The following is a 24,882-nucleotide window of genomic DNA, read 5'->3' as shown; positions in this document are numbered from 1 at the left end:
GCCGCTATTTTCATCCCACGACTTGTAGGGGAGACCGTCATGACAATGCAGCTAAAACCCACGCAGTTAAAACCCACCCTGGGTACGCTTCATCTGTGGGGGATTGCCGTCGGCCTGGTGATTTCCGGCGAGTACTTTGGCTGGAGTTACGGCTGGGGTGTGGCGGGAACGCTAGGCTTTCTCGTCACCACCCTGATTATCGCCGCCATGTACACCTGCTTTATTTTTAGCTTCACCGAACTGACCACCGCCATTCCTCATGCTGGTGGCCCCTTCGCCTATAGCCGCCGCGCCTTTGGCGAAACCGGCGGCCTGATTGCCGGTATGGCGACCCTGATCGAATTTGTGTTCGCGCCACCGTCGATCGCGATGGCTATCGGCGCTTATCTCAATGTGCAGTACCCGTCGTTGGATCCGCGCTACGCCGCCACCGGCGCTTACCTTATCTTTATGACACTGAATATTTTGGGCGTGAAACTGGCGGCGATGTTTGAACTGTTCGTCACCGTGTTGGCGGTCATCGAATTGCTGGTGTTCATGGGGGTGGTCGCGCCCGGTTTCAGCATCAGTCACTTCGTCGCCAACGGCTGGGCCGGTAGTACTGATTTCGGTAGTCCGGCCATTTCCGGTATCTTTGCCGCCATTCCTTTCGCCATCTGGTTCTTTCTGGCGATTGAAGGTGCCGCGATGGCTGCCGAAGAAGCCAAAGACCCGCAGCGCACCATTCCTAAAGCCTACATCAGCGGAATTATCACGCTGGTGGTGCTGGCGCTCGGCGTCATGGTGATGGCGGGCGGTGTGGGTGACTGGCGTACGCTGTCCAACATCAACGACCCGCTGCCGCAGGCGATGAAAGCCGTGGTGGGCTCAAACTCAGGCTGGATGCACATGCTGGTGTGGATCGGCCTGTTCGGGTTAATCGCCAGCTTCCACGGCATTATTCTCGGCTATTCACGTCAATTCTTCGCGCTGGCCCGGGCCGGTTATTTACCTGCCGGACTGGCGAAGTTATCCCGGTTCCAGACACCGCACCGCGCTATTCTGACTGGCGGCGTAATTGGCATCGCCACCATCTTTAGCGATAGCTGGATCAACCTGCAGGGAATGACGCTGACCGCCGCGATGATCACGATGGCGGTGTTCGGAGCCAACGTGATGTACATGATGAGTATGCTGAGCCTGTTTCGTTTACGCCGCAGCGAACCGGAGCTGCATCGTACGTTCATGGCACCAGGTTATCCGGTAATCCCGGCTATCGCACTGGCGCTGTCGGTGGTGTGCCTGATCGCGATGCTGTGGTTCAACCCGGTCATTGGCGGCCTGTTTATTGTGCTGATGCTGATGGGTTACAGCTATTTCCTGATGACCCGAGCCCAGCGAGACAATGCCCCTCAAGATGCCATGCTGGTAGGGAAGGAGTAGTCCGTCTTTCTCACCGGAATGATTCAACGCCATATTATTCAACGCTATATTGTTCAACGCTATATTGTTCAACGTCTCCCTCGGGAGGCGTTGAACTGTGAGGTGACAACAGCGCAACCTGTAAACAAGCATTACAGCATATCCGCCGTCCGGCACAGCCATACCGCTCCCTTGTCCTCGCTATTTTTTTGCCAAAGTACGCATTAAGCGAAACAAAAACGAAACATCAGCGAAACAAATGGCAAGCACAGCCATTTCCCCCACCCTTTCCCACCGAGAATACATAAATAATATTTATATTTATTACCAACAACTCCTTACAAGTCACCCACAGAGAAAGTGAGCTGCTGTTATAAAAATACAGGATGTCTGACTGCGACGAGATAGCACGGCATCAGCCTGTATCACGAGCAGGCCATTGCGAATGGTATCCGCCGTCATGATGACATCACATTAACTTAGCAAGGAGTCGCTCATGAATGCATTAACACGTCGAAACTTTATGGCGTTTACTGTTGGCGGAACCGTAGCGCTGGCCGCCGGTAAACTACACGCACAAGATAACGCCATCCCATGGACTGGGAACGGCCTGGGAGGGAACGACCCCGGCCCGCAAAACCGGCAGCGGCAAATGCAGAACCCCGATCTGGTCAACCCACCATTAACCGATAACGGGACCTTACCCAATCTGCGTTTTTCTTTTAGCGACGCTCATATACGCAAAGGTAGTGGTGGCTGGACACGTCAGGTAACGCAACGCGAGCTGGGTATCTCCACCACCATCGCCGGTGTGGATATGCGCCTCAACGCAGGTGGTATCCGTGAGCTGCACTGGCATAAAGAAGGCGAATGGGCCTACATGCTGTACGGTAACGCCCGAATTACCGCTATCGACGCGCAAGGACGTTGGTTTGTTGATGATCTGGGTGTCGGCGACCTGTGGTATTTTCCGCCTGGCGTACCACACTCGATTCAGGGCCTGGGGCCTGATGGCTGTGAGTTCCTGTTAGCCTTTGACAGCGGTAACTTCGATGAAGACAGTACATTTTTGCTGAGTGACTGGTTTAAACATATACCGCCGGACGTACTGGCGAAGAATTTCGGCGTACCGGTAGAGACCTTCAGCCACCTGCCCAGCCCATCCGACGAGTACATTTTTGCCGCGCCGGTACCGGGAAACATCGACAAGGGCGCATTTGGCGGCGCAGGTCAGGTAGTCAACCCATTCAACCACCGTATGCTGGCGCAGACACCCATCAAGACCAAGGGCGGTACCGTGCGTATTACCGACTCGTCGGTGTTCAAGGTATCCAAAACTATCGCGGCAGCACTGGTAGAACTGGAACCCGGTGCCATGCGGGAACTGCACTGGCATCCGAATAATGACGAGTGGCAATACTATCTTGAAGGAGAGGGGCGGATGGGGGTGTTTGCCTCATCCGGGCAGGCGCGCACCTTCGATTTTCGTGCGGGTGATGTCGGTTACGTCCCCTTTGCGATGGGGCATTACGTGGAAAATACCGGTACAACGCCACTGCGTTTTCTGGAGCTGTTTAAGAGCGACCACTACGCGGATATCTCGCTCAATCAATGGCTGGCACTGACACCACCGGCCCTGGTGGAACAGCATCTGCACCTGAACAACGCCTTCATGCAGTCATTACAAAAAACCAAAACACCAATTGTTCCGGACTACCCGGAAACAAAGACGGGCACCAAACGCTAACGCATTCGACAGCGCCACCACAACCGCCATACTTCGGCAGGGAAAAATCCCCCTCCTCTCTCGAGGGGGGAAATAGCAAAAAAAAAGCCGCGTTCACACGCGGCTTTCTCTGAAACGGGAAAATATCAGTGCTGGCAACCGCAACCGCCGTGGCCGCCGCAACCGCCTTTACCCTTTTCATGGTCATGGTCGTGATCATGGTCGTGGCCGCCGCAGCAACCATCGTGATCATGCCCGTGACCACCGCAGCAACCTTCATGATCATGGTCGTGCGCACCGTGCACATGGCCGTGGGCCAGCTCTTCTTCCGTTGCTTCACGGATAGCAACCACTTCCACGTTGAATTTCAGGTTCTGGCCTGCCAGCATGTGGTTACCGTCAACCACAACGTGGTCATCCTGCACCTCGGTGATTTCTACCGGTACCGGCCCCTGATCGGTATCAGCCAGGAAGCGCATGCCAACCTGCAGTTCATCCACACCGACAAATACATCTTTCGGTACGCGCTGAACCAGATTGTCGTCGTATTCGCCGTAGGCATCGTTAGCACCGACGCTAACGTCAAAACGTTCGCCCACATCGCGGCCTTCCAGCGCTTTTTCCAAACCTGAAATCAGCGAACCGTGACCATGCAGATAGTCCAGCGGTGCGCTCACCGGAGACTCATCAACTAATACACCATCTTCTGTACGAACCTGATAAGCCAGGCTGACCACCAGGTCTTTTGCTACTTTCATGATATCTCCTAGCGTTGGAAATCAATTTGCGCAAATTGTAGCGGAAAAACATCCCCATGTATTGCCCGGGATAAAAAACTGTCTGGAAGACCCGTTCCATCGGCGTACTGTGCATAGTCAACCGCCATTACAGCGGCTTTCCGCCTGGCTATTCCGGTCGAAACAGGCCAATGATTTCACCGGTGGGCGGCGTGGCTGCCTTGGGTGGTGCTTCCGACTGGCTTTGCTGATACCCGCAGTGCACACACACCACGACCTCGTCATCGCCTTCGCGTCCCACCGCCAGCGTATCCTGCGAATGACACTTCGGGCACACCGCTCCGGCAATAAAGCGTTTACGCATAGTTGTTCTCCGACTCCTGGTTAATCAGGTCTGCATTCACTCATAGCGTACGACTTGTACACCGTGTCCCTGCTTAATGGTCGTCATGTTCATCCCAGTCATCCGGTCGACGCCGTTCACGCTGCATTTCTCGCTCAAAGATCTCCTCAAGCTCGCGGCGGGCCTCTTTGACGCGGGAAATCTGCGCCACATCGCTTTTATGCTGAGGCATCAGCTCACGCAGCATACGCATATCCAGACGGCGAAAATGCTGCTGTGCCCGGTACGCCTGATGGGGATGCATACCGAGTGTAATCAGCGTTTTGCGCCCCAATTCCAGCGCACTCGAAAACGTTTCACGGGTGAACAGGGTGACACCGGCCTGAAGCAGCTCATGCGCTTCCACACGCCCGCGGGCACGCGCCAGAATCTCCAGATGGGGGAAATGCTGTTGACACAAATGCACAATTGTCATGGCGTGCTCAGGGTTCACACAGGTAATCACGATGGATTGCGCCTGATCCGCCCCGGCGGCACGCAGTAATTCGAGCTGAGTCGCGTCACCGTAATACACTTTATAGCCATAGGAGCGCATCAGGCGCACCGCACTGATGTCACGATCCAATACCGTGATGCGCATTTTGTTGGCCATTAATAAACGCGCGACAACCTGCCCAAAACGCCCGAACCCCACCACGATCACCTGAGGCCGATCATTCTCCACATAATGCTTTTCATCCACCTCTTCCTGATGGTTGAAGCGGCGCGATAACAGTTTGTCGATCAGCGTCATCAGCAGCGGCGTCAGCATCATCGACAGGGTGACCGTCACCAGTAACAACGGCAGTTGCGACCCTTTCAGTACCCGGTAGGTCGCCGCAGAAGAAAACAGCACGAAAGCAAATTCACCGCCCTGGCTGAGCACACCGGCAAACTGCAGTCGTTCAGAAGAACGCAGCCCGTACACCCATGCCAGCAGGTACAAAATAATCCCTTTCACCACCACCAGAATCGCCACGCCCGCCAACACCATCAGGATATTGGCGTACAGTACCCCGAGGTTGAGCGACATGCCGACCGAGATGAAAAACAGCCCCAACAGCAACCCTTTGAACGGCTCGATGGCGATTTCCAGTTCATGGCGGTATTCACTTTCCGCCAGCAGCACACCGGCGATAAACGTGCCGAGCGCCATCGACAGGCCCAGCGCATCCATAAACAGCGCCGAACCCAACACCAGCAACAGCGCGGCAGCGGTGAACACCTCCCGCACGCCGGAGGCAGCGATAAAACGAAACAGCGGACGCACCAAATAGCGGCCGCCAATCAGCATGCCGCCAAACGCTACCACCTTCAGTACCACCTGCCGCCAGTCATCCAATTCGCCTTGTACCCCGGCCAGTACCGGGATCAGCGCTAGCGCTGGGATAACCGCCAGATCCTGAAACAGCAGCACGGAAAAGCCGAGCTGACCGGCCTCGTTACGGTGCATGCCTTTTTCCCGCATCAGCTGTAACGCGATAGCCGTAGAAGACATCGCCAGCCCAATGCCGCCGATCATCGCCGACTGCCAGGAAAACTGACTCAGATACAACGCGCCACCCAATAGCGCCGCGCTCAGCAAAACCTGTGCCGCACCGGTGCCGAAGATAGACCGCCGCAGCCGCCACAATTTGGCCGGGTCCAGTTCCAGACCAATGATAAACATCAGGAAGACCACACCCAGCTCGGAAAAATGCAGGATGGCTTCCACATCACGGATGAATCCCAGCCCCCACGGGCCAATGGCGATACCGGCCAGCAAGTAGCCCAGCACCGCGCCAATCCCCAACCGTGCGGCAATCGGCACCATCAACACGGCGACAAACAGGAACAACACCCCGGCATTCAATAACGAAGACGTTTCCATGTTTACTGACCCCCATGGGGAAACGGTGACGCCAGCCAATCGCCGTAGGCTTTAGCGTGTTCCCGTAACACATCAGGCGGCAAACGCCGGGCCCAGTAAATCACCAACGGCGATAACCAATTCATGTGGCACATGGCCGCCGTCATCTCAAACGGCCGCAAGACTTCATCCATCGAGTAGCGGTTCACACCCGACGCACGGTAGGCATCTTGCGGCTCACCGGTCGTCACCACCGAGCGCCAATATTTTCCGGCCAGCGCATTACCGCCGACCCCGTTGGCGAAGCCACGCGTCAGTACCCTGTCCAGCCACTCTTTCAGCAAAGCAGGACAACTGTAGGTATAAAGCGGGTGCTGAAACACAATCAGTTGGTGATCACGCAGCAACTGTTGCTCATGATGAATGTCGATAAAAAAATCAGGATAGTGTGCATACAGGTCGTGCACCGTGACATGCCCAAGTTGCTGGGCATAGTGCAGTAGCAGCTTATTCGCGACCGAATCCTGAGATTCCGGATGGGCAAACAGCAGCAAAATCTTTGGTGGCTGCGACATCATTCCCCTCCAGGGCGTCGTCATTGCAGGTATTTTCGGCTACCATGCGTAGTGCAATACAACAGGACACGGCAGTCCTGATACCCGATCGGTAATTTAACATATTTGAACATTTGGCGCGTTATGATTGTTTTCTCCTCTTTGCAAATTCGACGCGGTACACGGGTACTGCTGGACAACGCCACCGCTACCATCAACCCAGGTCAGAAAGTGGGTCTGGTGGGTAAAAACGGCTGTGGCAAATCAACCCTGTTGTCATTACTGAAAGGAGAAATCAGCGCCGATGGCGGCAGCGTCACCTTTCCGCAAAACTGGGCACTGGCATGGGTGAATCAGGAAACGCCGGCGCTGGCACGCTCGGCGCTTGATTACGTGATAGACGGCGACCGTGAGTATCGTCAGTTGGAAGCCGACCTCGACGCAGCCAACGCCCGCAACGACGGCCACGCTATCGCCACTCTGCACGGCAAACTGGACGCGATTCAGGCCTGGTCGATTCAAGCCCGCGCCGCCAGCCTGCTCAACGGGCTGGGTTTTCAACAAGACCAGCTGCAACGCTCAGTCAGTGATTTCTCCGGTGGCTGGCGTATGCGTCTGAATCTGGCGCAAGCGCTGATTTGCCGCTCCGATTTACTGCTGCTTGACGAACCGACCAACCACCTGGATCTGGATGCAGTGATCTGGCTGGAGAAATGGCTGAAAAATTACCCGGGTACGCTGGTGCTCATTTCCCACGACCGGGATTTTCTTGACCCCATCGCTAACCGGATCCTGCATATCGAGCAGGAAACCCTGTTCGAGTACACCGGCAACTACACCTCGTTCGAGCAACAGCGCGCCACCCGTCTGGCCCAGCAACAGGCGATGTACCAGCACCAGCAGGAGCGGGTCGCGCACCTGCAACACTATATCGACCGTTTTCGCGCCAAAGCCAGTAAAGCCAAACAGGCCCAAAGCCGCATCAAGATGCTCGAACGCATGGAGCTTATCGCCCCGGCGCATGTCGACAACCCGTTCCGCTTCAGTTTTCGTGAACCGCAAGCGCTACCCAACCCGCTGTTGCGGATGGAAAAAGTCAGCGCGGGCTACGGCGACCGGTTGATCCTCGATTCTATCAAACTCAATCTGGTGCCCGGCTCACGCATCGGGTTACTGGGTCACAATGGTGCCGGTAAATCGACGCTCATCAAACTGCTGGCGGGCGAACTGCAGCCGTTTAGCGGCGACATCGGCCTGGCCAAAGGCATAAAGCTGGGGTATTTCGCCCAGCACCAGCTGGAGTTTCTGCGCCCCGACGAGTCACCGTTACAGCACCTGACCCGACTGGCAGAGAGGGAAACCGAGCAGCAACTGCGTGATTATCTCGGCGGTTTCGGCTTCCGGGGCGACAAGGTAACCGAGTGCACCGAGCGTTTTTCCGGCGGCGAAAAGGCGCGACTGGTGCTGGCACTGATTGTCTGGCAGCGCCCTAACCTGTTGCTGCTCGATGAACCGACCAACCATTTGGATCTCGACATGCGCCAGGCGCTGACCGAAGCGTTGATCGACTTCGACGGCGCGCTGGTGGTGGTATCGCACGATCGTCACCTGATCCGATCCACCACCGACGATCTCTATCTGGTGCACGACGGCAAGGTCGAGCCGTTTGACGGCGATCTGGAGGATTACCAGCAGTGGCTATTGGATGCCCAGAAACAGGATAACACGGCGGAATCTGCCCCCAAAGACAACGCCGCCAACAGCGCGCAGTCGAGGAAGGATCAAAAACGGCGTGACGCCGAACTGCGCGCCCTGACCCAACCGCTGCGTAAGCAGATAAACCAACTGGAACAACAGATGGAGAAACTGCAAGCAACGCTGAGCGCGGTAGAAGACCGCCTTGCCGACAGCGGGTTATATGACGTCAGCCGTAAAAGCGAATTGACCGACTGTTTGCAAAAACAAAGCGCGACGAAGGCCGAACTGGAAAACACCGAAATGGCCTGGCTGGATGCGCAGGAACAACTCGAACAATTGCTGCGCGACGCAGAGACGCAGGGTTAAGCACCATCCTGAGTGAACGGCGGGCGCAATACGGTAGCCCGCCGTTCAGACGCTCTTCACGATGATTAATGCCAAATCATCAGCACGCAGGTTGCCGTCAGTAACCCCATCGCAATGTTGAACACCTTCCAGGCACGCGGACTTTGCAGCAGGCGGCCGATCATCGCACCAAACCCTAGCCAGATAACCCCGGCCACGAAATTAACGCACACCATCGCCACGCTGATGGCCACCACCGACGCGACATAGCCGTCACCAGACAGGCTAAACCCTGCCACCGCGCCCAGCGACATCAGCCAGGCTTTGGGGTTGAGGAACTGCAACAACCCGCCCTGATACAACGGAATCGGCCGCGGCGGTGCCGTTTCGGTATCCAGCTTTTCGTAAGCCGCCGTGGCAATCTTCCACGATAACCACAGCAGATAGGCACTGCCCAGCACCTTCAGCGCCAGATGCAGCGAAGGATAAAGCAGGATAAGGCTACCCAGCCCCAACGCCACCAATAACAGTATGCTCTGCATACCGATCATGATGCCCAGCATCAACGACATGGAACGTAACACGCCAAAGTTGGCTGCGGAGGCAGTAAGTAGCATATTATTGGGTCCTGGTGTAATGGCAGCGACCCACAAGAAACCGAGCATTGAAAGAAACAGGCTGACGTGCTCCATGAAACGACGATCCTTTAACATAAGGGACGTTAAACCTAGCAGCGCAGCAGGATGCAGACAAGTGCTTCGCCATGCCGCGACAGGCCCCAATGCCTCTTTTCATCATGGCTCTCTTTTTATGAATAATTCTTCTTACCGTAGTGCGTGCTTTCAGCCCCTGCCGGGTGGGCGCAATCCGCATATTCAGACGCTGTTGCCGCGTCTGTTTCGCCGTCGTGCGGCTCTGAAACCCGTCTGGCAGCGTCTGACTCTGCCGGACGGCGATTTTATCGACCTTGCCTGGAGCGAAGCGCCACAACACGCGGCCCATAAACCCCGTGTGGTACTGTTTCACGGGCTGGAAGGTAGTTTTCACAGCCCTTATGCCCACGGACTGATGGCGGCCTGCCAACAACGTGGCTGGCTGGCGGTGGTGATGCACTTTCGTGGGTGCAGCGGACAACCGAACCGCCTGCCGCGGGCGTATCACGCCAGCGAAACCGAAGACGCGCGCTATTTCCTGCATTGGCTGCGTCAGACGCTGGGTAACGCCCCTACCGTCGCGGCGGGGTTTTCTCTGGGCGGGAATATGCTGGCTTGCCTGCTGGCGCAACAAGGGGCCGCCTGCCCATTGGATGCCGCGGCGGTAGTATCCGCGCCGTTGATGCTCGAATCGTGCGGCACCCGTCTGGAACAGGGTTTTTCGCGTATTTACCAGTTCTATCTGCTGCACTCGCTGCGCCGTAACGCCTTGCACAAGTTGACGATGTATCCCGATTGCCTGCCGATATCCGCCAGCCGGTTACGTCGGGTGTATCGCCTGCGAGAGTTTGACGAGCTGGTAACATCGCCTCTGCACGGTTTCACCGGCGCAACCGATTATTACCGACGGAGCAGCGCCTTGCCGTTGCTGCCGCGTATCCGCCAACCATTGCTGGTCATCCACGCCAAAGACGACCCGTTTATGACGCCGGAGGTCATCGCTGATGTCTCGCAACTCCCGGCCAATATCGACTACCAGTTGACAGAGCATGGCGGTCATGTCGGTTTTGTTGGCGGATCATGGCAACGGCCTGAATTGTGGCTGGAGCACCGTATTCCCGAGTGGTTTACCCCTTATCTGGAGCAGCACGCATGATCATTCCCTGGCAAGAACTAGCGCCGGAAACACTGCAAAATCTGATTGAATCATTCGTCCTGCGTGAAGGCACCGACTACGGCGAGCAGGAGCGCACACTCGAAGAAAAAGTGGCGGATATCCGTCAGCAACTGGCAAACGGCGAGGTCGTCCTGGTGTGGTCGGAATTACACGAAACCGTCAATATCATGCCCCGCCGCCAGCTCAGCAACAATGAACGGTATCAGCCCTGAATCAATCGTAAATTGCCGTGTCAGTGTGCGATAAACATGCTAACAATGATCAGATATAACATGGCCTGATGGCTCTGCACGGCATTGCCCTTACTCATCGAATGATGACTTCACCGAAGATTGCCCTACACATCGGAGGTTACACACCATGTCGCACCAGCACCCGATTATCGCGGTCACCGGCTCCAGCGGCGCGGGGACCACGACCACCAGCCTGGCGTTTCGCAAGATCTTCCAGCAACTGAATCTGCGCGCCGCGCTGGTGGATGGCGACAGTTATCACCGCTATACCCGACCGGAAATGGATATGGCGATCCGCAAGGCACGGGACCTGGGGCGTCACATCAGCTATTTCGGACCGGAAGCCAATGACTTCTGCCAACTGGAAAACACCTTTATCGAATACGGTCGTAGCGGCACCGGGCAGACCCGCAAATACCTGCACACCTATGATGAGGCCATCCCCTACAATCAGGTGCCGGGGACCTTCACGCCCTGGGAGCCGATGCCTGAGCCGACCGACCTGCTGTTCTATGAGGGATTACACGGCGGCGTGGTCACCGCACAGCATGATGTTGCCCGGCATGTCGACCTGCTGGTCGGCGTGGTGCCGATAGTCAACCTGGAGTGGATTCAGAAGCTGGTACGTGACGTCAACGAACGCGGACACTCCCGCGAGGCGGTGATGGATTCCGTCGTGCGCTCGATGGAAGACTACATCACCCATATCACGCCGCAGTTTTCCCGCACCCACATCAACTTCCAGCGCGTACCGACGGTCGATACCTCTAACCCGTTCGCCGCCAAAGCCATTCCCTCGATGGACGAAAGTTTCGTGGTGATCCACTTTCAGGGGCTGGACCGCATCGATTACCCCTACCTGCTGGCCATGTTGCAGGGCTCGTTCATTTCCCACATCAATACGCTGGTGGTGCCGGGTGGCAAAATGGGGCTGGCGATGGAGTTGATCATGATGCCGCTGGTACAGCGGTTGATGGAAGGCAATAAAATCGACTGACACCGGCAATATACCGATGATAAGCACCGATGATAAGCGCCGATGAACCGGCGCTTAACGACGCGGCGGCCAGGACAACACGCCGCCGCGAACAGGCGCTTAATCCAGCGCGATCACTTCATGGCTATGGGTAATGTTCACGGCTTTTCCCAGCATCAACGCCACAGAGCAGTATTTTTCGGCTGACAGCGACACCGCACGCTCCACGGCTTTATCGCCCAAGCCCTTGCCGGTGACGATAAAATGCAGGTTGATGGCGGTGAACAAACGCGGTGCTTCCTCACGGCGTTCAGACGTCAGGCGGACTTCACAATCCACCACGTCATGACGGCCTTTTTGCAGGATAGACACCACATCGATGGCGCTGCATCCGCCTGCGGCCATCAGTACCATTTCCATCGGGCTGGGCGCTTTATCGCCTGCGTTGCCGTCCATCAGCAGTTGATGTCCGGAAGCGGATTCACCAAGAAATGTTAACCCTTCAACCCATTTCACCCGCGCCTGCATAATTTTGTCCTCAATCAATTATTTTTGAAATTTTACATCGCTTATGTACAAAAAAGCCTGATAATCAGAGCTTAATCATGCTGAAGCGAGACAACACAAGACACTACACTCAACCTGTGTTACAAACAAAAGCGTAAACCGGCATGTGTTGTTGCGTCGATGCCTGACCCACCACCGGCTTACTGGCGTCATCTGATAGACAGCCTCAGTATATTCCCTGACGTCATTCCGCCAGGACGGAATTGAATTATAACTATGTTATCACGCCGTACAGGGAACTCTGAGCCCTGTGATTTGCGCAGTGAATTAACAACAGAGGATAACAGCGAATGGTTCTCGGCAAACCGCAAACAGACCCGACTCTCGAATGGTTCCTTTCTCATTGCCACATTCACAAGTACCCATCGAAGAGCACCCTAATCCACCAGGGTGAAAAAGCAGAGACGCTTTACTACATCGTGAAAGGCTCGGTTGCCGTGCTGATCAAGGATGAAGAAGGCAAGGAAATGATTCTGTCTTATCTGAATCAGGGCGATTTTATCGGCGAACTTGGCTTGTTTGAAGACGGGCAGGAACGCAGTGCGTGGGTCCGGGCGAAAACAGCCTGTGAAGTTGCTGAAATCTCCTATAAAAAATTCCGCCAGCTCATCCAGGTCAACCCGGACATTCTGATGCGCTTGTCCTCACAGATGGCACGTCGTCTGCAGGTTACCTCGCAAAAAGTCGGCAACCTGGCATTCCTCGACGTGACGGGTCGCATCGCGCAAACCCTGCTTAATCTGGCCAAACAGCCGGACGCCATGACCCACCCGGATGGTATGCAGATTAAGATCACCCGTCAGGAAATCGGCCAAATCGTCGGCTGTTCCCGCGAAACTGTCGGCCGTATTCTGAAAATGCTGGAAGACCAGAACCTGATCTCCGCCCACGGTAAAACCATCGTGGTATACGGTACTCGCTGATTCGCATTCACCGGATCAACATCCATCGGCCCAACTCAGCCGGATCAAAAAGAGCGTGCCCAGGCACGCTCTTGTCGTTTTAGTAGAGAGGAAAGCGCGGCTTATGCGCCCTTCACTACCTGTGCCACGGCTTTTTCAAACAGCGCCATCCCCTGGTCTATCTCTTCCGGGGTGATCACCAGAGACGGCACAAAACGGATCACATCCGGCCCCGCCACCAAAATCATCAACCCCAGATCTGCCGATGCCGCCAGAAAATCACGGGCGCGGCCATGCCAGGCCGGTTTCAGTTGTGCGCCTAGCAGTAAGCCCATGCCACGAATTTCATCAAAAATGCCGTACTGGGCGTTGATGCGCTCCAGCGCAGACACAAAACGCGCATGGCGATCGACCACGCCGGACAGCACTTCCGGTGTATTGATCACATCCAGCGCCGCTTCCGCCACCGCGCAAGCCAGCGGGTTGCCGCCATAGGTGGTGCCGTGCGTCCCGACTGCCATCACCGACGCAATCTCTTCCGTGGTCAACATGGCGCTGATCGGGAAGCCGCCGCCCAGCGCTTTCGCGGTGGTCAGAATATCCGGTGTGATACCGTAGTGCATATAAGAGAACAGCTTACCGCTGCGGCCCATACCACACTGCACTTCATCAAACACCAGCAGCGCCTGATACTGATCGCACAGCTCACGCACCCCCTTGAGGAAAGCCGGTGTCGCAGGCGTAATGCCGCCTTCGCCCTGAATCGGCTCCAGCACCACGGCACAGGTGTGGTCATCCATCACGGCTTTGACCGCGTCCAAATCGTTGAACGGCACGTGCACGATATCCGCCGGTTTCGGGCCGAAGCCATCGGCATATTTCGGCTGACCACCGACCGACACGGTAAACAAGGTACGGCCATGAAACGACTGATAAAACGAAATTATCTTGGTTTTGTACGGGCTATGACGGGTAATGGCGTAATGCCGTGCCAGTTTGAACGCCGCTTCATTGGCTTCTGCACCAGAGTTGGCGAAAAACACACGATCGGCAAACGTGGCGTTGATCAGTTTGGTCGCCAGACGCAGCGCCGGTTCGTTGGTGAATACGTTGCTGGTGTGCCACAGGGTTTCACCCTGCTCTTTCAACGCCGCCACCAACGCCGGATGGCAATGTCCCAGCGCGGTTACCGCGATGCCACCAGAAAAATCGATATATTCTTTGCCCTGCTGATCCCAGACACGGCTCCCTTTGCCTTTTACCGGCACAAACTGCGCGGGTGCATAAACCGGAAGAATTACCTTATCGTAAGTATCCCGTGTTACTGCTGCTTTCTCTGTCGCCATTTGCTGCCCCGTTGTCATATCCCGTAGTGTGGAGTGAAGATCTTAAGTGAAAATATAATCAATAAATATGCATAAAAAATCAAAAATAGGCAATCACTAATCCGATACGCCCGGCCTGCCCTGCGCTATCCGACTATAAATCAAGGAAATTTTTCAATAGCTGATGCCCTTGCTGGCTGAGGATGCTTTCTGGATGAAACTGCACACCTTCCAGCGGCAACGAACGATGACGTATTCCCATGATCTCGTCGATATCACCGTCAAGCTCAGTCCAGGCTGTGACCTCAAAACAGTCAGGTAGCGTATTTTTTTCCAGCACCAGCGAATGGTAACGCGTGACAGTGAGTGGGTTTGCCAACCCGGCGAACACACCGCGCCCGGTATGCCGCACTGGCGAGGTTTTGCCGTGCATCACCTGGCGGGCGCGTACCACCTGGGCGCCGAATACCTGTCCCAGCGCCTGATGCCCCAGACAGACCCCCAGAATCGGTAGTTGACCGGCAAAATGGCGAATCGCCGCCAGCGAGATCCCTGCGTCATCCGGTGTACAAGGGCCGGGAGAAATCACCAGTCGTTGCGGCGATAACCGCTCGATGTCCGCCAGCGTCAGCACATCATTACGCCTGACCAGCACCTCCGCACCCAGTTCGCAAAAATACTGGTACAGGTTGTAGGTAAAGGAGTCGTAGTTATCGATAAGTAGCAGCATATTTTTATTGATCAGCGGATATAAATGACGCCAGGTGCGTCATCGATATCATGCTGACCGCGCATGATGTCGAATGAATGTGCCGAGTCTGAAGAGTTGAGAGGTGGTTGTCCAGATACGAGGTGGAAACAATCGGTACAGAACGTAAATGTGGTGCAGAAAGCGGGGATAAAAACCTGCCGACATCATGGAAAAACCCCGGTCAGTCACGACCGGGGTGTTCCGCGACAATCGGGCTCTCACCCGGTTTCATTACGCAGCAGCATCGGATTGAACTGTTTGCGAAACTCGATGGGGGTGGCACCGGTGTAGCGCTTAAACATCTTTTCAAAATGACTCAGGTCACCGTAGCCGCAATCCAGATAGAGGTTGGTAATCCGGCTCATGGGGTGGCACTCCAGCCGCTGGCAGGCATAGAAAATGCGGGTCTGGTTCAGAATCTGTTTAAACGATAAGCCGAGACTGTGCTTGAGTAGATAAGAAAGATGCGACGGACTGATATGCGAATTCTCCGCCAGTTCAATCAGCGTCACTTCACGTTGAAAATGCTCGCCCAGATACAACAGCGCTTTGATCACCGAGGGGTGAAACTGCTGTAACGCGTCCTGATCACGGCTGAGTACCGCGTCACACAATGAGCGGTTAATCCGTCGCCCTTCCCCCCTCTGCGCCAGCTCCGTTGGGGGGATAATATGCGGCAGAATACGGCTGGCCTGAGTCAGGCTAATCTCAGCATCATCACTGAGCATTAATAGCCGGGCGACGCTGTGCCACAATTGCCTGACATTGCCGGGCCATTCGTAATGGTGCAGATAAAACAGCACGTCAGGATGCAATGTCTGCCGGACCGATTGACGGTACGCCTGCCAGGCCGCGTGGACCAATTCGACTATCTCCGGCGTTTTGCCTTTCAGGGCCGACACAGACAATAGCTGGCACCCAAAGGTCGACATCAGTTGTGTGCCGGGTTGTGTCGGCAACGCACCGCGTTCTGTCGGCGTGGCTATCAACCCGAATACCAGCCGCAGCGCATTGCGACCGGCATGTTCATCTTGCAATTGTGTCAGCAACGCCTGTTGTTGTTGTTCGGTCAGGGCGTCAAAGCCCGGTATGCACAGCGTCAACCGATGACCATCAGGCTGTGAGGCCAACATATCCCTCACCTGTTTCGTTGGGTCACCCTCGCCGCTGAGTTCGACATAACGCCCTTGTGATGCCAGCAACCTGGCACGAATATAGCTGGTGATATCAGACAGATCAGCACCCGGTTCGCCATACAGCAGAATCGGCCTGCCGGACAGCAATAACCGATCGATTTGCCCACGCAGCGCAGAGGGTAAAAAGATGAACTCAGGAATATGCCTTCCTACCGAATAACCCGCCAGAGGGATCTTTTCAGCAGGAATATTTCTTAATTTACCAGGTAGTATATTTTCTGTTTTCACGGGAAAATCCTTTATTCAACTCCTGCCAGCGTACATTTCACAACAATGTACTCCTTCATAAGAACGGGTATGGCTTATGCAACGCTACCGTCTTATTTCAACCGCTACTCCAACCATAAAAACAACTATCCCTACCCCAATAATTCGGGTTGCCAAAAAGCAGCGATGCAACAATTACCCAGGTGCTGACTCAGGTGAGTGACTGGAGTGACCCCGTCAATACATACACCAGCAACCTGAAATGTGATAGCGATATACCCTGTCGAAAAACTGTCCTGACTACACCCTGGTAAAATAAAGTAAATCCCTTTACTGTTTTTATTTATTATCACCGCGAACATGGGATAAAAATAAAATGCTTTCCCTGCTGGCACTCGAATTCAATTCACAACGCCAACATTGGTGACGTGACCGCTACAGTTCATGCCTGTGCTTATCTATAATCACCCACCCTCACAACACTCATTCGAGGGTTAATATGGCCTTCATTAAAATATTATTTTCTATGTCTACAATCAGGTCTTATTCGCCTCATTCATGATCAACATGTTATATATCCCGGCAAAAATAAACGCGATACATTTACACTCATCGTGAGTCACGTCACGAGAAACCCGCTCATGCGAGGGTAAGATGAGATTGTCCACCGTGACATCAAAGAATTTCGCAAATTTACACAACGTTTGCCTGGAAATAGGCTTGCCCAACTCAGCTCTTTTTATTGTAGAGATAGAAATATAACACTTCGACTCAAGACTCTGCTCCGACAATTCCTCCTGACTTAATTTTTTTTTAGCCTGAGGTCTTTGATCACTGCGGTGTTCAAGAAAAATCCATTGTTAGACATACATTCCCCTCTGCAATAAAAATTAATACGCTCTTTTTATGGCACTATTTTCATGGCATGCTTTAAACATCAACCCTCATTCACTGTGGGTTGATATTCATACACACTAATCATGCAGAGCCACCATCGAACCTATTAATTCGTTATAATGTACATTCACCGAACGTCATATCCCCTGATTCTGACAATATAATTATTACCGTATTACATCACTGTATTTTTTCTTATTGTGAAGAAATGGTGCACGGCCATATGGCCATGCACCATTGTCGATTAGCTCAGTACGCCGCTCAGCGCGCCCTGGCCTGCTTTTTTCAGCAGATTCAGTGCTTCACCCCAGAAAGCCGGGTTAACGCCAGAGGCTTTGGCTTCAGCAACACGGTTAGCGCGGTTCACATTCTGTGCTTGGGTTGGAAGTTTCATGGTATTTCTCCTTGAGTGTATTTACATCGTATTTTGGGGATATCCCCAGGTTAATGCCCCCAACTGGCGGCAAATCTTAAAACCGAGAACAAACGGCAAGCCGGTATTAATAGGCATGCCAGCTACGCAGCGTGCCAATGGTGACCGGCATGACATCGCTGACGTCAATGGTGTAGCGATACAGTTTGCGGGCAGCGGTAAGACGCTCTTTCGGGTTGAAGAACTCCAGCACCACGTCCCAGCAATCGGATTCCGGGCGGCTGACCGGGCTGCGCTCTGCGCTGATTTTGTTCAGGAATAACCCTTCAGCGAAGGCGTCATCGAAGATTTCTTTCATCTGATACGCGTTGGTGGCCGCATAGTTAATCGCACGCTCATTCGACTCATAACCACGGTTACGCAGTTCGTAGTAAATACGATTGATGAAGTTAATCAGCTCTTTGGATTTCGGCGTACCGACGGCGCTTTCGCCCATCAGCATTTTCGAAATATCCTGGGATTCCCAGTTGAACATGCCGCGTAATACCGGGCTGATGGTCGGAATCACCTGGCCATTGAACAGCCGCGTTTCACCGCTGATAATCCCGGCGATGGAAACACGTTCTACGCCTTTGGTTTCCTGCTCGTACAGGAACTCCACCAGACGGGCGTATTCCAGCACCGCGAACTGTGCATCCGGTTTAATGGCGTACACCGGAATACCGTCGATTTTTAATGTCCAGATCAACGCGTTGGATTGCTCCGCGTTATCGCCGGTATTCAAATGCTCGGCCATTTGCACCGGATCAAACGGATAGCCGCTTTTATTTCCCATGACCTGGGTGAAGTAATCCAACCGCGCTTCGGTACCGAAGTCATAGCCAACCTGGCCGATAACAAAAATCTTTTCCTGATCACGCACTGTGCGCGCATCCAGCGCAGAAGACTGCGGCATAATCCGCCGGGCGGGCGCATGCACATAATGGTTAGCCGCCGGGTCGCTGATTTTGGGTAACGCCAGGCCAGCGTCACGCGATGGAGCGCTCACTTCAGTACTCAGGCTGGAGGGCGCCAATACGGCATCATCGCCCAACGCCACATCCTGACTCTCCTGATGGGTATCGATAATCGAGGGAACCAGCAGCTCCACAGCGGCAGGCTCAATATTTTTTTCTTCAGTTGACATGGTCATGATCCTTTTGGGTGGTTGGTGAGAGAATTCCTGTGCTATTTGCCGGAATACTTTCTGAATATTTAATCGGTATATCACTGACTCCCGATTAGCTGCCGTTGACAACACCAGTGGGGTCGCTGTAGTAAACAGCAGGTCCCGAATAATTTGTGGCGCACGACAATGCCCTGCCACATTTATTGCCCTCATGATTAATGCCGATATCGCCGATACCACCGGGGCAGAAAAACTGCTGCCAGAGACAACTGACAGATCATAATTCGGCGTAGCAACAGGAATGGATACACCAGATGCCAGCAACATTTTCTTTCTCAGTTTCAACCCATAGTTATTAAATGGAGCGGGCAACCCTTCTTTATCACAGGCACCAACAGCCAGAACAAAATCCATTGATGCCGGCAATGATTCACTATTGCGGCCTTCATTACCGACAGCGGCAACAATCAACACGCCTTCTTTTTCACAATCGTCAATGGCTTTACGTAATTCATCCGTTCCCTGGCCATTTATCGATAATGATGCACCACTCACGTTAATAATATGACAACCATGTAAACGGGCATCACGAATCGCTTTTGCCAGTGTACGTTCAGAACAGCCATGAATATTCCCCCGCTCATCCTCATGAAATACAGGTATACTCAAAATAGTGACGGCTGGAGCAATACCTACACCTTTTCCGCCAATAATACTGCTGACTGCCGTTCCGTGTGAGGTCGTTTTATTTTGCTGTGCAGCCAGGTGTTCAATGGTTAAATGGTTTAATATCGGATGATGATGATCAATGGCACCATCAATAATACCGACTTTCACTCCCGCTCCATTTATCCCTAATTGCTGTAATCCCGACAGTGGATTATCAACGAATACATCACGAGTGTTCGACGAGTGCATCATCATTCTATTTCCTGAATGTGGAATGTAAAATTCCCGGTATTTTCAGACCATTTTTAGTCGCAAGAGAATAACAACCGCTACTATCACATGAATGATAACCATGCTGTCCGGTTATATTTTCTTTCACTCTGAAACTGGCGCAGAACTTTCACACAACAAACACGACTATCGCACTAGACTATCGCAATAAATGTCATCGTCACAGATGATTTAAACGACCTGCGATGTGTCATTTATTTATCCTGAACGAATAAATTCATACTAGCCTTACTTAAAGAATATTTTGGTATCACTTTAGTATCAGTTTTATCAGTCCCAGGTAACTCAATGGGTTACCCATAATCGCCCAATAAAATACTGAAAACTTATTGAACAACACACCCCGTTTTAAAAAGACGCGGCGTTAACGTCATTACGGAAAATATCGGTTCCAGATAAACCGGCGCTACATCTTCTCGCCGAATTGGCCTCTGGCACCGGTATTGTCCGCATGCATCACATTTATTAGTTAAAAACACGTTTATCAGTTAAAAACGCGTTTAGCCTTCGCCAGATAGTTTTTACGATCAACCAGGCCATTCAAGCCGCCATTGATCTTACGGGTGATCCCATTGATATTATCCTGATCGGCCAGTTCGTTGAGACCGTTCTTTTTCCAAAACCAAATTGCCGCCGCCACCGAAACGTCCGGATTCTGGCTAATCAAGTCGGGATTGGTCACCAAATCCTGCCCAATGGCGCTTCCACAGGCACGATAGTTATCCCGTCCCGTCAGTTGAATCAGCCCACGGCCGCGATACTTCCAGCCATCACCGGTTTGTGTCGCACCATTACCCAGTCGGTTGGCATAAACAATATTGGCGATGGCTTCGGGGTTTCGTTCACACTGTGCGGCCATCTCATCCGTGGTGAAATACCGCCCAAACACCGAGCGCAGCCCTTTGGCGCTGTAATTCAGGTTCTCCACCCGAGCGCGCAATTCATTGCTCTCATGCGCAATCTGGGCAATAAAGTGTGCAAAACGCAAAGGGGTGTCGATCTGCGCCGCGTTACATTCCTGCTGTAACGCCGGCTGGAATTGCGCGAGATCGTCAGCACCTGCGGCCGTCATTACCTTTTTTAACTTTTCCTGACTAATTTCGAGAGTCATTCGGTTTCCTCCTCAATGGCTTGACGCAGTCAGTTTGCAGAGGAAGACGCTTCCCTCTCTTGGGGAAATCTCGGTAAAAAACAGGGGAACATGCAGCAAAATCGGAGGAAATCAGGACATCATGAGCCTGCGCCCCGGTCATCAACCGGGGCAACGAAGCAAAACGGCCACATTCCTGTGTCCGCGACGAGAGCAGGCATCAAGAAGCGGTATTTATTGAAACGGCGTTTGGTGTTCAACCAATTCCCACACCAGATAACAGAGGAACGCGCAGCCGACCACCACCAGCACCATCGTCATCCCCTCTGGCCCCATGCGGTCCATCATGAAACCGATGCCAATCAAACCAGCGATGCCGCCGAGGGAATCCATCATGGTGTAACTCATGTTGGCAGACATCTGCTGCTGTGGAGGAAAACGATCACCAATCAGCGACAAGCCGATGCTGTATACACCGCCCATGCTCCCGCCCCAGAGATACAACAACACCAGTGTGGCACCGTAGTCGGCGTACACCGCCAGTGCCAGAAATACCGCGCACACCACCGAGCAGAAAATACAGAACGCGACGATCCATTGCCGGTTTACCCAATCCGATAACAGGCTGACAGCCATGCCAAGCGTCACGCTGCCCAACATGAACATGGTCATCAGCAACGATGCCCGCTCGTCCGTCAACCCATCACTCATGCCATACAAGGTCAGGAAATTAGGTAAACCGTAGAAACTGACTCCCCCCACCAAAGCGGAAACCAGAATGGCGCGGGCATGACGGCAGACAAAGCGAAAACGTACCGCAGAAACCGTCCCCGACTGCGGATTAATGTGGGCAATCCACACCAGCAACAGCGAACTCAGGCTGAGCAACGCAGTCAGCCAGAACCGCTGTGTCATCGATACCTGCGTCAGTTGCAACAAGACCGGCCCCAACGCCACCCCCAATGACAGCGCGGCTGAAAACAGCCCCATCACCACGCCACGCCGTCGCAGTGGCAATTGGTTAAGCCAGGTCTGCAACAGGATCAACTGCATCCCGGTGCACAACCCGTACCCCAAAATACTGATCAGCCAGCCGGGATAAAACTGTTGCCACGCCATGCTGACGCACAGACCGGCTCGCAACAACACCAATAATAGCGTTGACCACACCAGCCCTATCCACTGAATCAGCCGACTCAATCGCCGATGAAATAGCAGTACGCCAATGATTTCGCAGGCCATCGCCACGCCTATCCACAAATTGTTATGACCTTGCAGGTTCATCAGCACCGGGATAGTGACGTAATTGATGCCGGAGACCAGTTGAATCAAGAAAGTTTGTATGATCAATAGGATAGGTAATAACCGCCGTATCATAACGCCTCCGGATATTTAGGTACCCGCCAGCTCAGCCAGAGCTGCCCCTTCTCCACATAGCGGATAGCCACGTGTGCGGATGCGGCCTCTGCCTGCCAGAGCAGAAAACGTCGCCACCAGTCTGCTGCGCTGTCGTCTTCGTCCTTATCCGGTTCACCGGTTCGTATCAGAAGGATATCCAGCACCCAGTACAGCAACGCTTCTTCCTGCAAGTGCACCTCAATCCTCAACGGCTGCTGCGCCAGTTGCCGCCACAGTTGAAAGCTCTGCAACCAGAAACCACGGTAATAATCCGATGAGAAATAGGCTTCCAGCGCGTCGGTGGGTACCTTCGTTAGCACGGATGCCGGGCAGGGCAATAACGATGGCGCAGTGTTTTGCCACCATGCGGATAAATTGCTCTGCAACGCGCCGTGATTTTCCCGCCGCGTCGGGTCTACGGTGGCGGTGTCTGCAGAGAGAGTGATAGATGTCATGTCTAGCGGTGAGCGGGCAGGGGTGCCGCCACGCAAAAACAACAGCGGCAGTGTCTGGTCATACAACCGTTCCAGTTGCAATGGGGACGTGGCGTGCAACAACGCCTGGTAAGCCTGCTCGCGGTGTGCCAGTTGCCTGCGTACCTGCTGGCTGCTGCGCCGCATCCACCACACCGCCAGTCCGACCACTAAACCAAGAAACAGGATGGTAATGATGGCCTTACGAAATACCTGATTAAGCGCCTCTAACCGCTGATAAAAACGCGATAATTCAAGGTCCATCGCCAGTACGCCGCGAAACATCCCCTGTCGGTCATAAAAAGGCGCGTAGGCGCTGATGAAAACGCCCCATTCGTCCCGGTACGGTTGTTCCGATACCCCGGTTTTATGCTCTCGTAGCGCCTCCACCAGTTCCGATGGCGCATTGTCATAGACCTGCATCAACGCCGGGGGCAGATCGGGGATGCCGTCGCCATCATTGTCGTTTTGCGGACTGGGGTTGACGACAAAGCGCACCTTGTCCTGATCAAGTATCGTGGTATAGATGTAACGCACATCCTGCGACGCCTGACGAATACGCTCCAGTTGCATCGCCAGTTGCTGGTAAAGCGGATCATCACGCTCGGTACGCGCGGTGATGTTCTGGTGCTCATCGCCAGACAGGGTGGACGCGGCCGATCGCACGTTCGACAACAAGCCGATTTTAATTTCCTGTTCCAGCGCATTGACCGACTTGTGGTAAACCATGTAGGTCGAAAACCCCAGCAAGCCGATAAAAATCAGGCTGGCGAACAACGCTTCAACCAGCGCTGCCCGTGAAGGTGAAACGTTCATAGCGTGATCCCCCGAATAACCAGCATCCCACCTATCGCCAGAAAGCTGAGCGGAAAAACCAGACGGCAGCGGCGTATCAATCGCTCATCTTCCATGCCATTCGCCTGACGATGATGGGCGAAGATAATCAGCAGAATCGCCGCGAAAATGCTGCCATACCCGGCGATGATCATCTGATCGATGATCGTGGTATAAGGCAGGCGCGGCAGAATATTGCTGGTGTAAAACGCATAGGCCACCACCGTCAGCATCAGCGTGAACGAGGTCTGCAAACGCTCGGAAAACGATTCGAGCCAGAACACGCTCCAGGAGGCGGCGATAATCAGCCCCAGCGGCAGGATAAAACTCCACAGGTAGTAGGACGGGTTGCGAACGGCGTCTATCTGCACCGTAATACGGGAAAATTCGTTCTGGTTGGGCTGCACACTGCTCAAATGGTCATAACGAATATCGCTGATATGGGTGGCGGCTTTTCCTCGAATCCACCACTCGTCTATCTCTTCGTTATCAATGTTTTCGGTATAAACCTGGATGCTGCTGAAGCGCAATTGCTGGTTGTTATAGGAAAAAGGCTCCAGTTCCAGCACAAACTGTTGGTGATCAAACGGGAACAGGCGGAAATCCATGTCATTACTGAACGAGCCCAAGAAGCGGGCGTTATAGATAACCCGGCCATCGGGAAACAACATCAGGCGCTTATTACCGGTATCCGGGCTGCCAACCACGTTGATAAATTCCAGTGCCGGTACCCACAAGCCATTCTTAATCCACCACTCGATCTGGTTGTTTTCAACGATCAATGGTTTGTCACCGGGTGTTTTGCGTGGTTTACCGGTCCATTGCGCGACCAGGTAACCATCCACCTTGTAGGTTTGCTCGAGGGTGTTTACGCCGTAAATTTTATTGATAAAAATACTCACGCTCACATCGACCGGTCGGGTATCCGGCGCGTTATCCGCCACCGCCGCCCACACCGCCCCACCCCAAAACAGACACCCCGCTGCGATGCATACCCATAGCGTTCGCAT

At 53.7% G+C, this 24,882-nt stretch carries 23 protein-coding genes; 7 read left to right on the top strand and 16 right to left on the bottom strand.

From position 1 onward, the window contains the following. The first annotated feature begins 39 nt into the window (after positions 1–39). Both eat and FGI04_RS20935 read left to right on the top strand, forming a co-directional pair. Positions 40–1,422, top strand: coding sequence for an ethanolamine permease (gene eat, locus FGI04_RS20940; RefSeq protein WP_342699249.1), 1,383 nt, complete (start codon positions 40–42; stop codon positions 1,420–1,422). Between the two features lie 475 nt (positions 1,423–1,897). Next, on the top strand, positions 1,898–3,148 hold the full coding sequence (locus tag FGI04_RS20935; protein WP_407337204.1) for an oxalate decarboxylase family bicupin: 1,251 nt from the start codon (positions 1,898–1,900) through the stop codon (positions 3,146–3,148). Positions 3,149–3,273: 125 nt separating this feature from the next. Here FGI04_RS20935 and slyD read toward each other — a convergent pair whose 3' ends face one another. From slyD to kefG, 4 genes are all read right to left on the bottom strand, one after another. After that, on the bottom strand, positions 3,274–3,885 hold the full coding sequence (slyD, locus tag FGI04_RS20930; RefSeq protein WP_342699251.1) for a peptidylprolyl isomerase: 612 nt from the start codon (positions 3,883–3,885) through the stop codon (positions 3,274–3,276). A gap of 148 nt (positions 3,886–4,033) precedes the next feature. Beyond that, on the bottom strand, positions 4,034–4,228 hold the full coding sequence (locus FGI04_RS20925; protein WP_342699252.1) for a YheV family putative zinc ribbon protein: 195 nt from the start codon (positions 4,226–4,228) through the stop codon (positions 4,034–4,036). Positions 4,229–4,301: 73 nt separating this feature from the next. After that, the gene (gene kefB / locus FGI04_RS20920; protein ID WP_342699253.1) at positions 4,302–6,116 is read right to left on the bottom strand and encodes a glutathione-regulated potassium-efflux system protein KefB; all 1,815 of its coding nucleotides are present in this window, start codon (positions 6,114–6,116) and stop codon (positions 4,302–4,304) included. A gap of 2 nt (positions 6,117–6,118) precedes the next feature. Then, a complete protein-coding gene (gene kefG / locus FGI04_RS20915; protein WP_342699254.1) occupies positions 6,119–6,670 on the bottom strand; it encodes a glutathione-regulated potassium-efflux system ancillary protein KefG in 552 nt (183 codons plus the stop codon). Positions 6,671–6,793: 123 nt separating this feature from the next. Here kefG and FGI04_RS20910 point away from each other — a divergent pair, with 123 nt between their 5' ends. Continuing rightward, positions 6,794–8,713, top strand: a complete 1,920-nt coding sequence (locus FGI04_RS20910) for an ABC transporter ATP-binding protein (protein WP_407274143.1) — start codon at positions 6,794–6,796, stop codon at positions 8,711–8,713. A gap of 65 nt (positions 8,714–8,778) precedes the next feature. On the opposite strand, the gene FGI04_RS20905 is transcribed toward FGI04_RS20910, so the two are convergent. After that, entirely contained in the window at positions 8,779–9,384 is a 606-nt protein-coding gene (locus FGI04_RS20905) for a LysE family translocator (RefSeq protein WP_342699256.1), read from the bottom strand. 118 nt (positions 9,385–9,502) lie between these two features. Between FGI04_RS20905 and FGI04_RS20900 the strand changes: the two genes are divergently transcribed. The 3 genes from FGI04_RS20900 to FGI04_RS20890 all read left to right on the top strand — a co-directional run bounded on the left by FGI04_RS20900 (position 9,503) and on the right by FGI04_RS20890 (position 11,752). Then, the gene (locus FGI04_RS20900; protein ID WP_407274145.1) at positions 9,503–10,501 is read left to right on the top strand and encodes a hydrolase; all 999 of its coding nucleotides are present in this window, start codon (positions 9,503–9,505) and stop codon (positions 10,499–10,501) included. Beyond that, complete coding sequence (locus tag FGI04_RS20895) at positions 10,498–10,734, top strand: YheU family protein (RefSeq protein ID WP_019845179.1); 237 nt, start codon at positions 10,498–10,500, stop codon at positions 10,732–10,734. Before FGI04_RS20900 ends, FGI04_RS20895 begins: the two co-directional genes overlap by 4 nt. Before the next feature lie 148 nt (positions 10,735–10,882). Next, complete coding sequence (locus FGI04_RS20890; RefSeq protein ID WP_012886368.1) at positions 10,883–11,752, top strand: phosphoribulokinase; 870 nt, start codon at positions 10,883–10,885, stop codon at positions 11,750–11,752. 99 nt (positions 11,753–11,851) lie between these two features. Here FGI04_RS20890 and FGI04_RS20885 read toward each other — a convergent pair whose 3' ends face one another. Continuing rightward, positions 11,852–12,259, bottom strand: coding sequence for an OsmC family protein (locus FGI04_RS20885; protein WP_012886369.1), 408 nt, complete (start codon positions 12,257–12,259; stop codon positions 11,852–11,854). 329 nt (positions 12,260–12,588) lie between these two features. Here FGI04_RS20885 and crp point away from each other — a divergent pair, with 329 nt between their 5' ends. Beyond that, positions 12,589–13,221, top strand: a complete 633-nt coding sequence (crp, locus tag FGI04_RS20880; protein ID WP_012768072.1) for a cAMP-activated global transcriptional regulator CRP — start codon at positions 12,589–12,591, stop codon at positions 13,219–13,221. 101 nt (positions 13,222–13,322) lie between these two features. Here the strand turns inward: crp and argD are convergent, their stop codons facing one another. The 10 genes from argD to FGI04_RS20830 all read right to left on the bottom strand — a co-directional run bounded on the left by argD (position 13,323) and on the right by FGI04_RS20830 (position 24,882). Next, the gene (gene argD, locus FGI04_RS20875) at positions 13,323–14,546 is read right to left on the bottom strand and encodes a bifunctional acetylornithine/succinyldiaminopimelate transaminase (RefSeq protein WP_016942972.1); all 1,224 of its coding nucleotides are present in this window, start codon (positions 14,544–14,546) and stop codon (positions 13,323–13,325) included. A 133-nt stretch (positions 14,547–14,679) separates the two neighbouring features. Continuing rightward, on the bottom strand, positions 14,680–15,255 hold the full coding sequence (locus tag FGI04_RS20870; protein WP_342699258.1) for an aminodeoxychorismate synthase component II: 576 nt from the start codon (positions 15,253–15,255) through the stop codon (positions 14,680–14,682). A 239-nt stretch (positions 15,256–15,494) separates the two neighbouring features. After that, positions 15,495–16,700 carry a helix-turn-helix domain-containing protein gene (locus FGI04_RS20865; protein WP_407337202.1) on the bottom strand — a complete coding sequence of 402 codons (1,206 nt, stop codon included), beginning with the start codon at positions 16,698–16,700 and terminating at the stop codon, positions 15,495–15,497. A gap of 515 nt (positions 16,701–17,215) precedes the next feature. Further along, a complete protein-coding gene (locus FGI04_RS20860) occupies positions 17,216–17,533 on the bottom strand; it encodes a helix-turn-helix domain-containing protein (protein ID WP_342699376.1) in 318 nt (105 codons plus the stop codon). A 287-nt stretch (positions 17,534–17,820) separates the two neighbouring features. Then, positions 17,821–17,970 (bottom strand): hypothetical protein, encoded by a 150-nt coding sequence (locus FGI04_RS20855; RefSeq protein ID WP_012886384.1) that lies wholly within the window; start codon positions 17,968–17,970, stop codon positions 17,821–17,823. Between the two features lie 106 nt (positions 17,971–18,076). After that, a complete protein-coding gene (locus FGI04_RS20850; RefSeq protein WP_407337201.1) occupies positions 18,077–20,041 on the bottom strand; it encodes a PatA/PatG family cyanobactin maturation protease in 1,965 nt (654 codons plus the stop codon). A gap of 520 nt (positions 20,042–20,561) precedes the next feature. Then, entirely contained in the window at positions 20,562–21,188 is a 627-nt protein-coding gene (locus FGI04_RS20845; protein ID WP_342699261.1) for a glycoside hydrolase family 19 protein, read from the bottom strand. 213 nt (positions 21,189–21,401) lie between these two features. Further along, complete coding sequence (locus tag FGI04_RS20840) at positions 21,402–22,544, bottom strand: MFS transporter (protein WP_342699262.1); 1,143 nt, start codon at positions 22,542–22,544, stop codon at positions 21,402–21,404. Further along, a complete protein-coding gene (locus FGI04_RS20835) occupies positions 22,541–23,854 on the bottom strand; it encodes a PDC sensor domain-containing protein (RefSeq protein ID WP_342699263.1) in 1,314 nt (437 codons plus the stop codon). The genes FGI04_RS20840 and FGI04_RS20835 overlap by 4 nt, the downstream gene beginning before the upstream one ends. Continuing rightward, positions 23,851–24,882 (bottom strand): ligand-gated ion channel, encoded by a 1,032-nt coding sequence (locus tag FGI04_RS20830; RefSeq protein ID WP_342699264.1) that lies wholly within the window; start codon positions 24,880–24,882, stop codon positions 23,851–23,853. Before FGI04_RS20830 ends, FGI04_RS20835 begins: the two co-directional genes overlap by 4 nt.

Source organism: Dickeya ananatis, assembly GCF_019464615.1.
Classification (GTDB): Bacteria; Pseudomonadota; Gammaproteobacteria; order Enterobacterales; family Enterobacteriaceae; genus Dickeya; species Dickeya oryzae.
This window is presented reverse-complemented; position numbering and strand designations above follow the sequence as displayed.

Bases quoted from the DNA above. Each gene is read 5' to 3' on its own strand.
- FGI04_RS20870 (WP_342699258.1), bottom strand. From the start codon at position 15,255: ATGCTGCTACTTATCGATAACTACGACTCCTTTACCTACAACCTGTAC.
- FGI04_RS20885 (WP_012886369.1), bottom strand. From the start codon at position 12,259: ATGCAGGCGCGGGTGAAATGGGTTGAAGGGTTAACATTTCTTGGTGAA.
- FGI04_RS20835 (WP_342699263.1), bottom strand. From the start codon at position 23,854: ATGAACGTTTCACCTTCACGGGCAGCGCTGGTTGAAGCGTTGTTCGCC.
- kefB (WP_342699253.1), bottom strand. From the start codon at position 6,116: ATGGAAACGTCTTCGTTATTGAATGCCGGGGTGTTGTTCCTGTTTGTC.
- FGI04_RS20935 (WP_407337204.1), top strand. From the start codon at position 1,898: ATGAATGCATTAACACGTCGAAACTTTATGGCGTTTACTGTTGGCGGA.
- FGI04_RS20890 (WP_012886368.1), top strand. From the start codon at position 10,883: ATGTCGCACCAGCACCCGATTATCGCGGTCACCGGCTCCAGCGGCGCG.
- eat (WP_342699249.1), top strand. From the start codon at position 40: ATGACAATGCAGCTAAAACCCACGCAGTTAAAACCCACCCTGGGTACG.
- FGI04_RS20845 (WP_342699261.1), bottom strand. From the start codon at position 21,188: ATGACTCTCGAAATTAGTCAGGAAAAGTTAAAAAAGGTAATGACGGCC.
- FGI04_RS20925 (WP_342699252.1), bottom strand. From the start codon at position 4,228: ATGCGTAAACGCTTTATTGCCGGAGCGGTGTGCCCGAAGTGTCATTCG.
- argD (WP_016942972.1), bottom strand. From the start codon at position 14,546: ATGGCGACAGAGAAAGCAGCAGTAACACGGGATACTTACGATAAGGTA.
- FGI04_RS20910 (WP_407274143.1), top strand. From the start codon at position 6,794: ATGATTGTTTTCTCCTCTTTGCAAATTCGACGCGGTACACGGGTACTG.
- kefG (WP_342699254.1), bottom strand. From the start codon at position 6,670: ATGTCGCAGCCACCAAAGATTTTGCTGCTGTTTGCCCATCCGGAATCT.
- FGI04_RS20850 (WP_407337201.1), bottom strand. From the start codon at position 20,041: ATGATGATGCACTCGTCGAACACTCGTGATGTATTCGTTGATAATCCA.
- FGI04_RS20900 (WP_407274145.1), top strand. From the start codon at position 9,503: ATGAATAATTCTTCTTACCGTAGTGCGTGCTTTCAGCCCCTGCCGGGT.
- slyD (WP_342699251.1), bottom strand. From the start codon at position 3,885: ATGAAAGTAGCAAAAGACCTGGTGGTCAGCCTGGCTTATCAGGTTCGT.
- crp (WP_012768072.1), top strand. From the start codon at position 12,589: ATGGTTCTCGGCAAACCGCAAACAGACCCGACTCTCGAATGGTTCCTT.
- FGI04_RS20895 (WP_019845179.1), top strand. From the start codon at position 10,498: ATGATCATTCCCTGGCAAGAACTAGCGCCGGAAACACTGCAAAATCTG.
- FGI04_RS20840 (WP_342699262.1), bottom strand. From the start codon at position 22,544: ATGATACGGCGGTTATTACCTATCCTATTGATCATACAAACTTTCTTG.
- FGI04_RS20855 (WP_012886384.1), bottom strand. From the start codon at position 17,970: ATGAAACTTCCAACCCAAGCACAGAATGTGAACCGCGCTAACCGTGTT.
- FGI04_RS20830 (WP_342699264.1), bottom strand. From the start codon at position 24,882: ATGCGAACGCTATGGGTATGCATCGCAGCGGGGTGTCTGTTTTGGGGT.
- FGI04_RS20905 (WP_342699256.1), bottom strand. From the start codon at position 9,384: ATGGAGCACGTCAGCCTGTTTCTTTCAATGCTCGGTTTCTTGTGGGTC.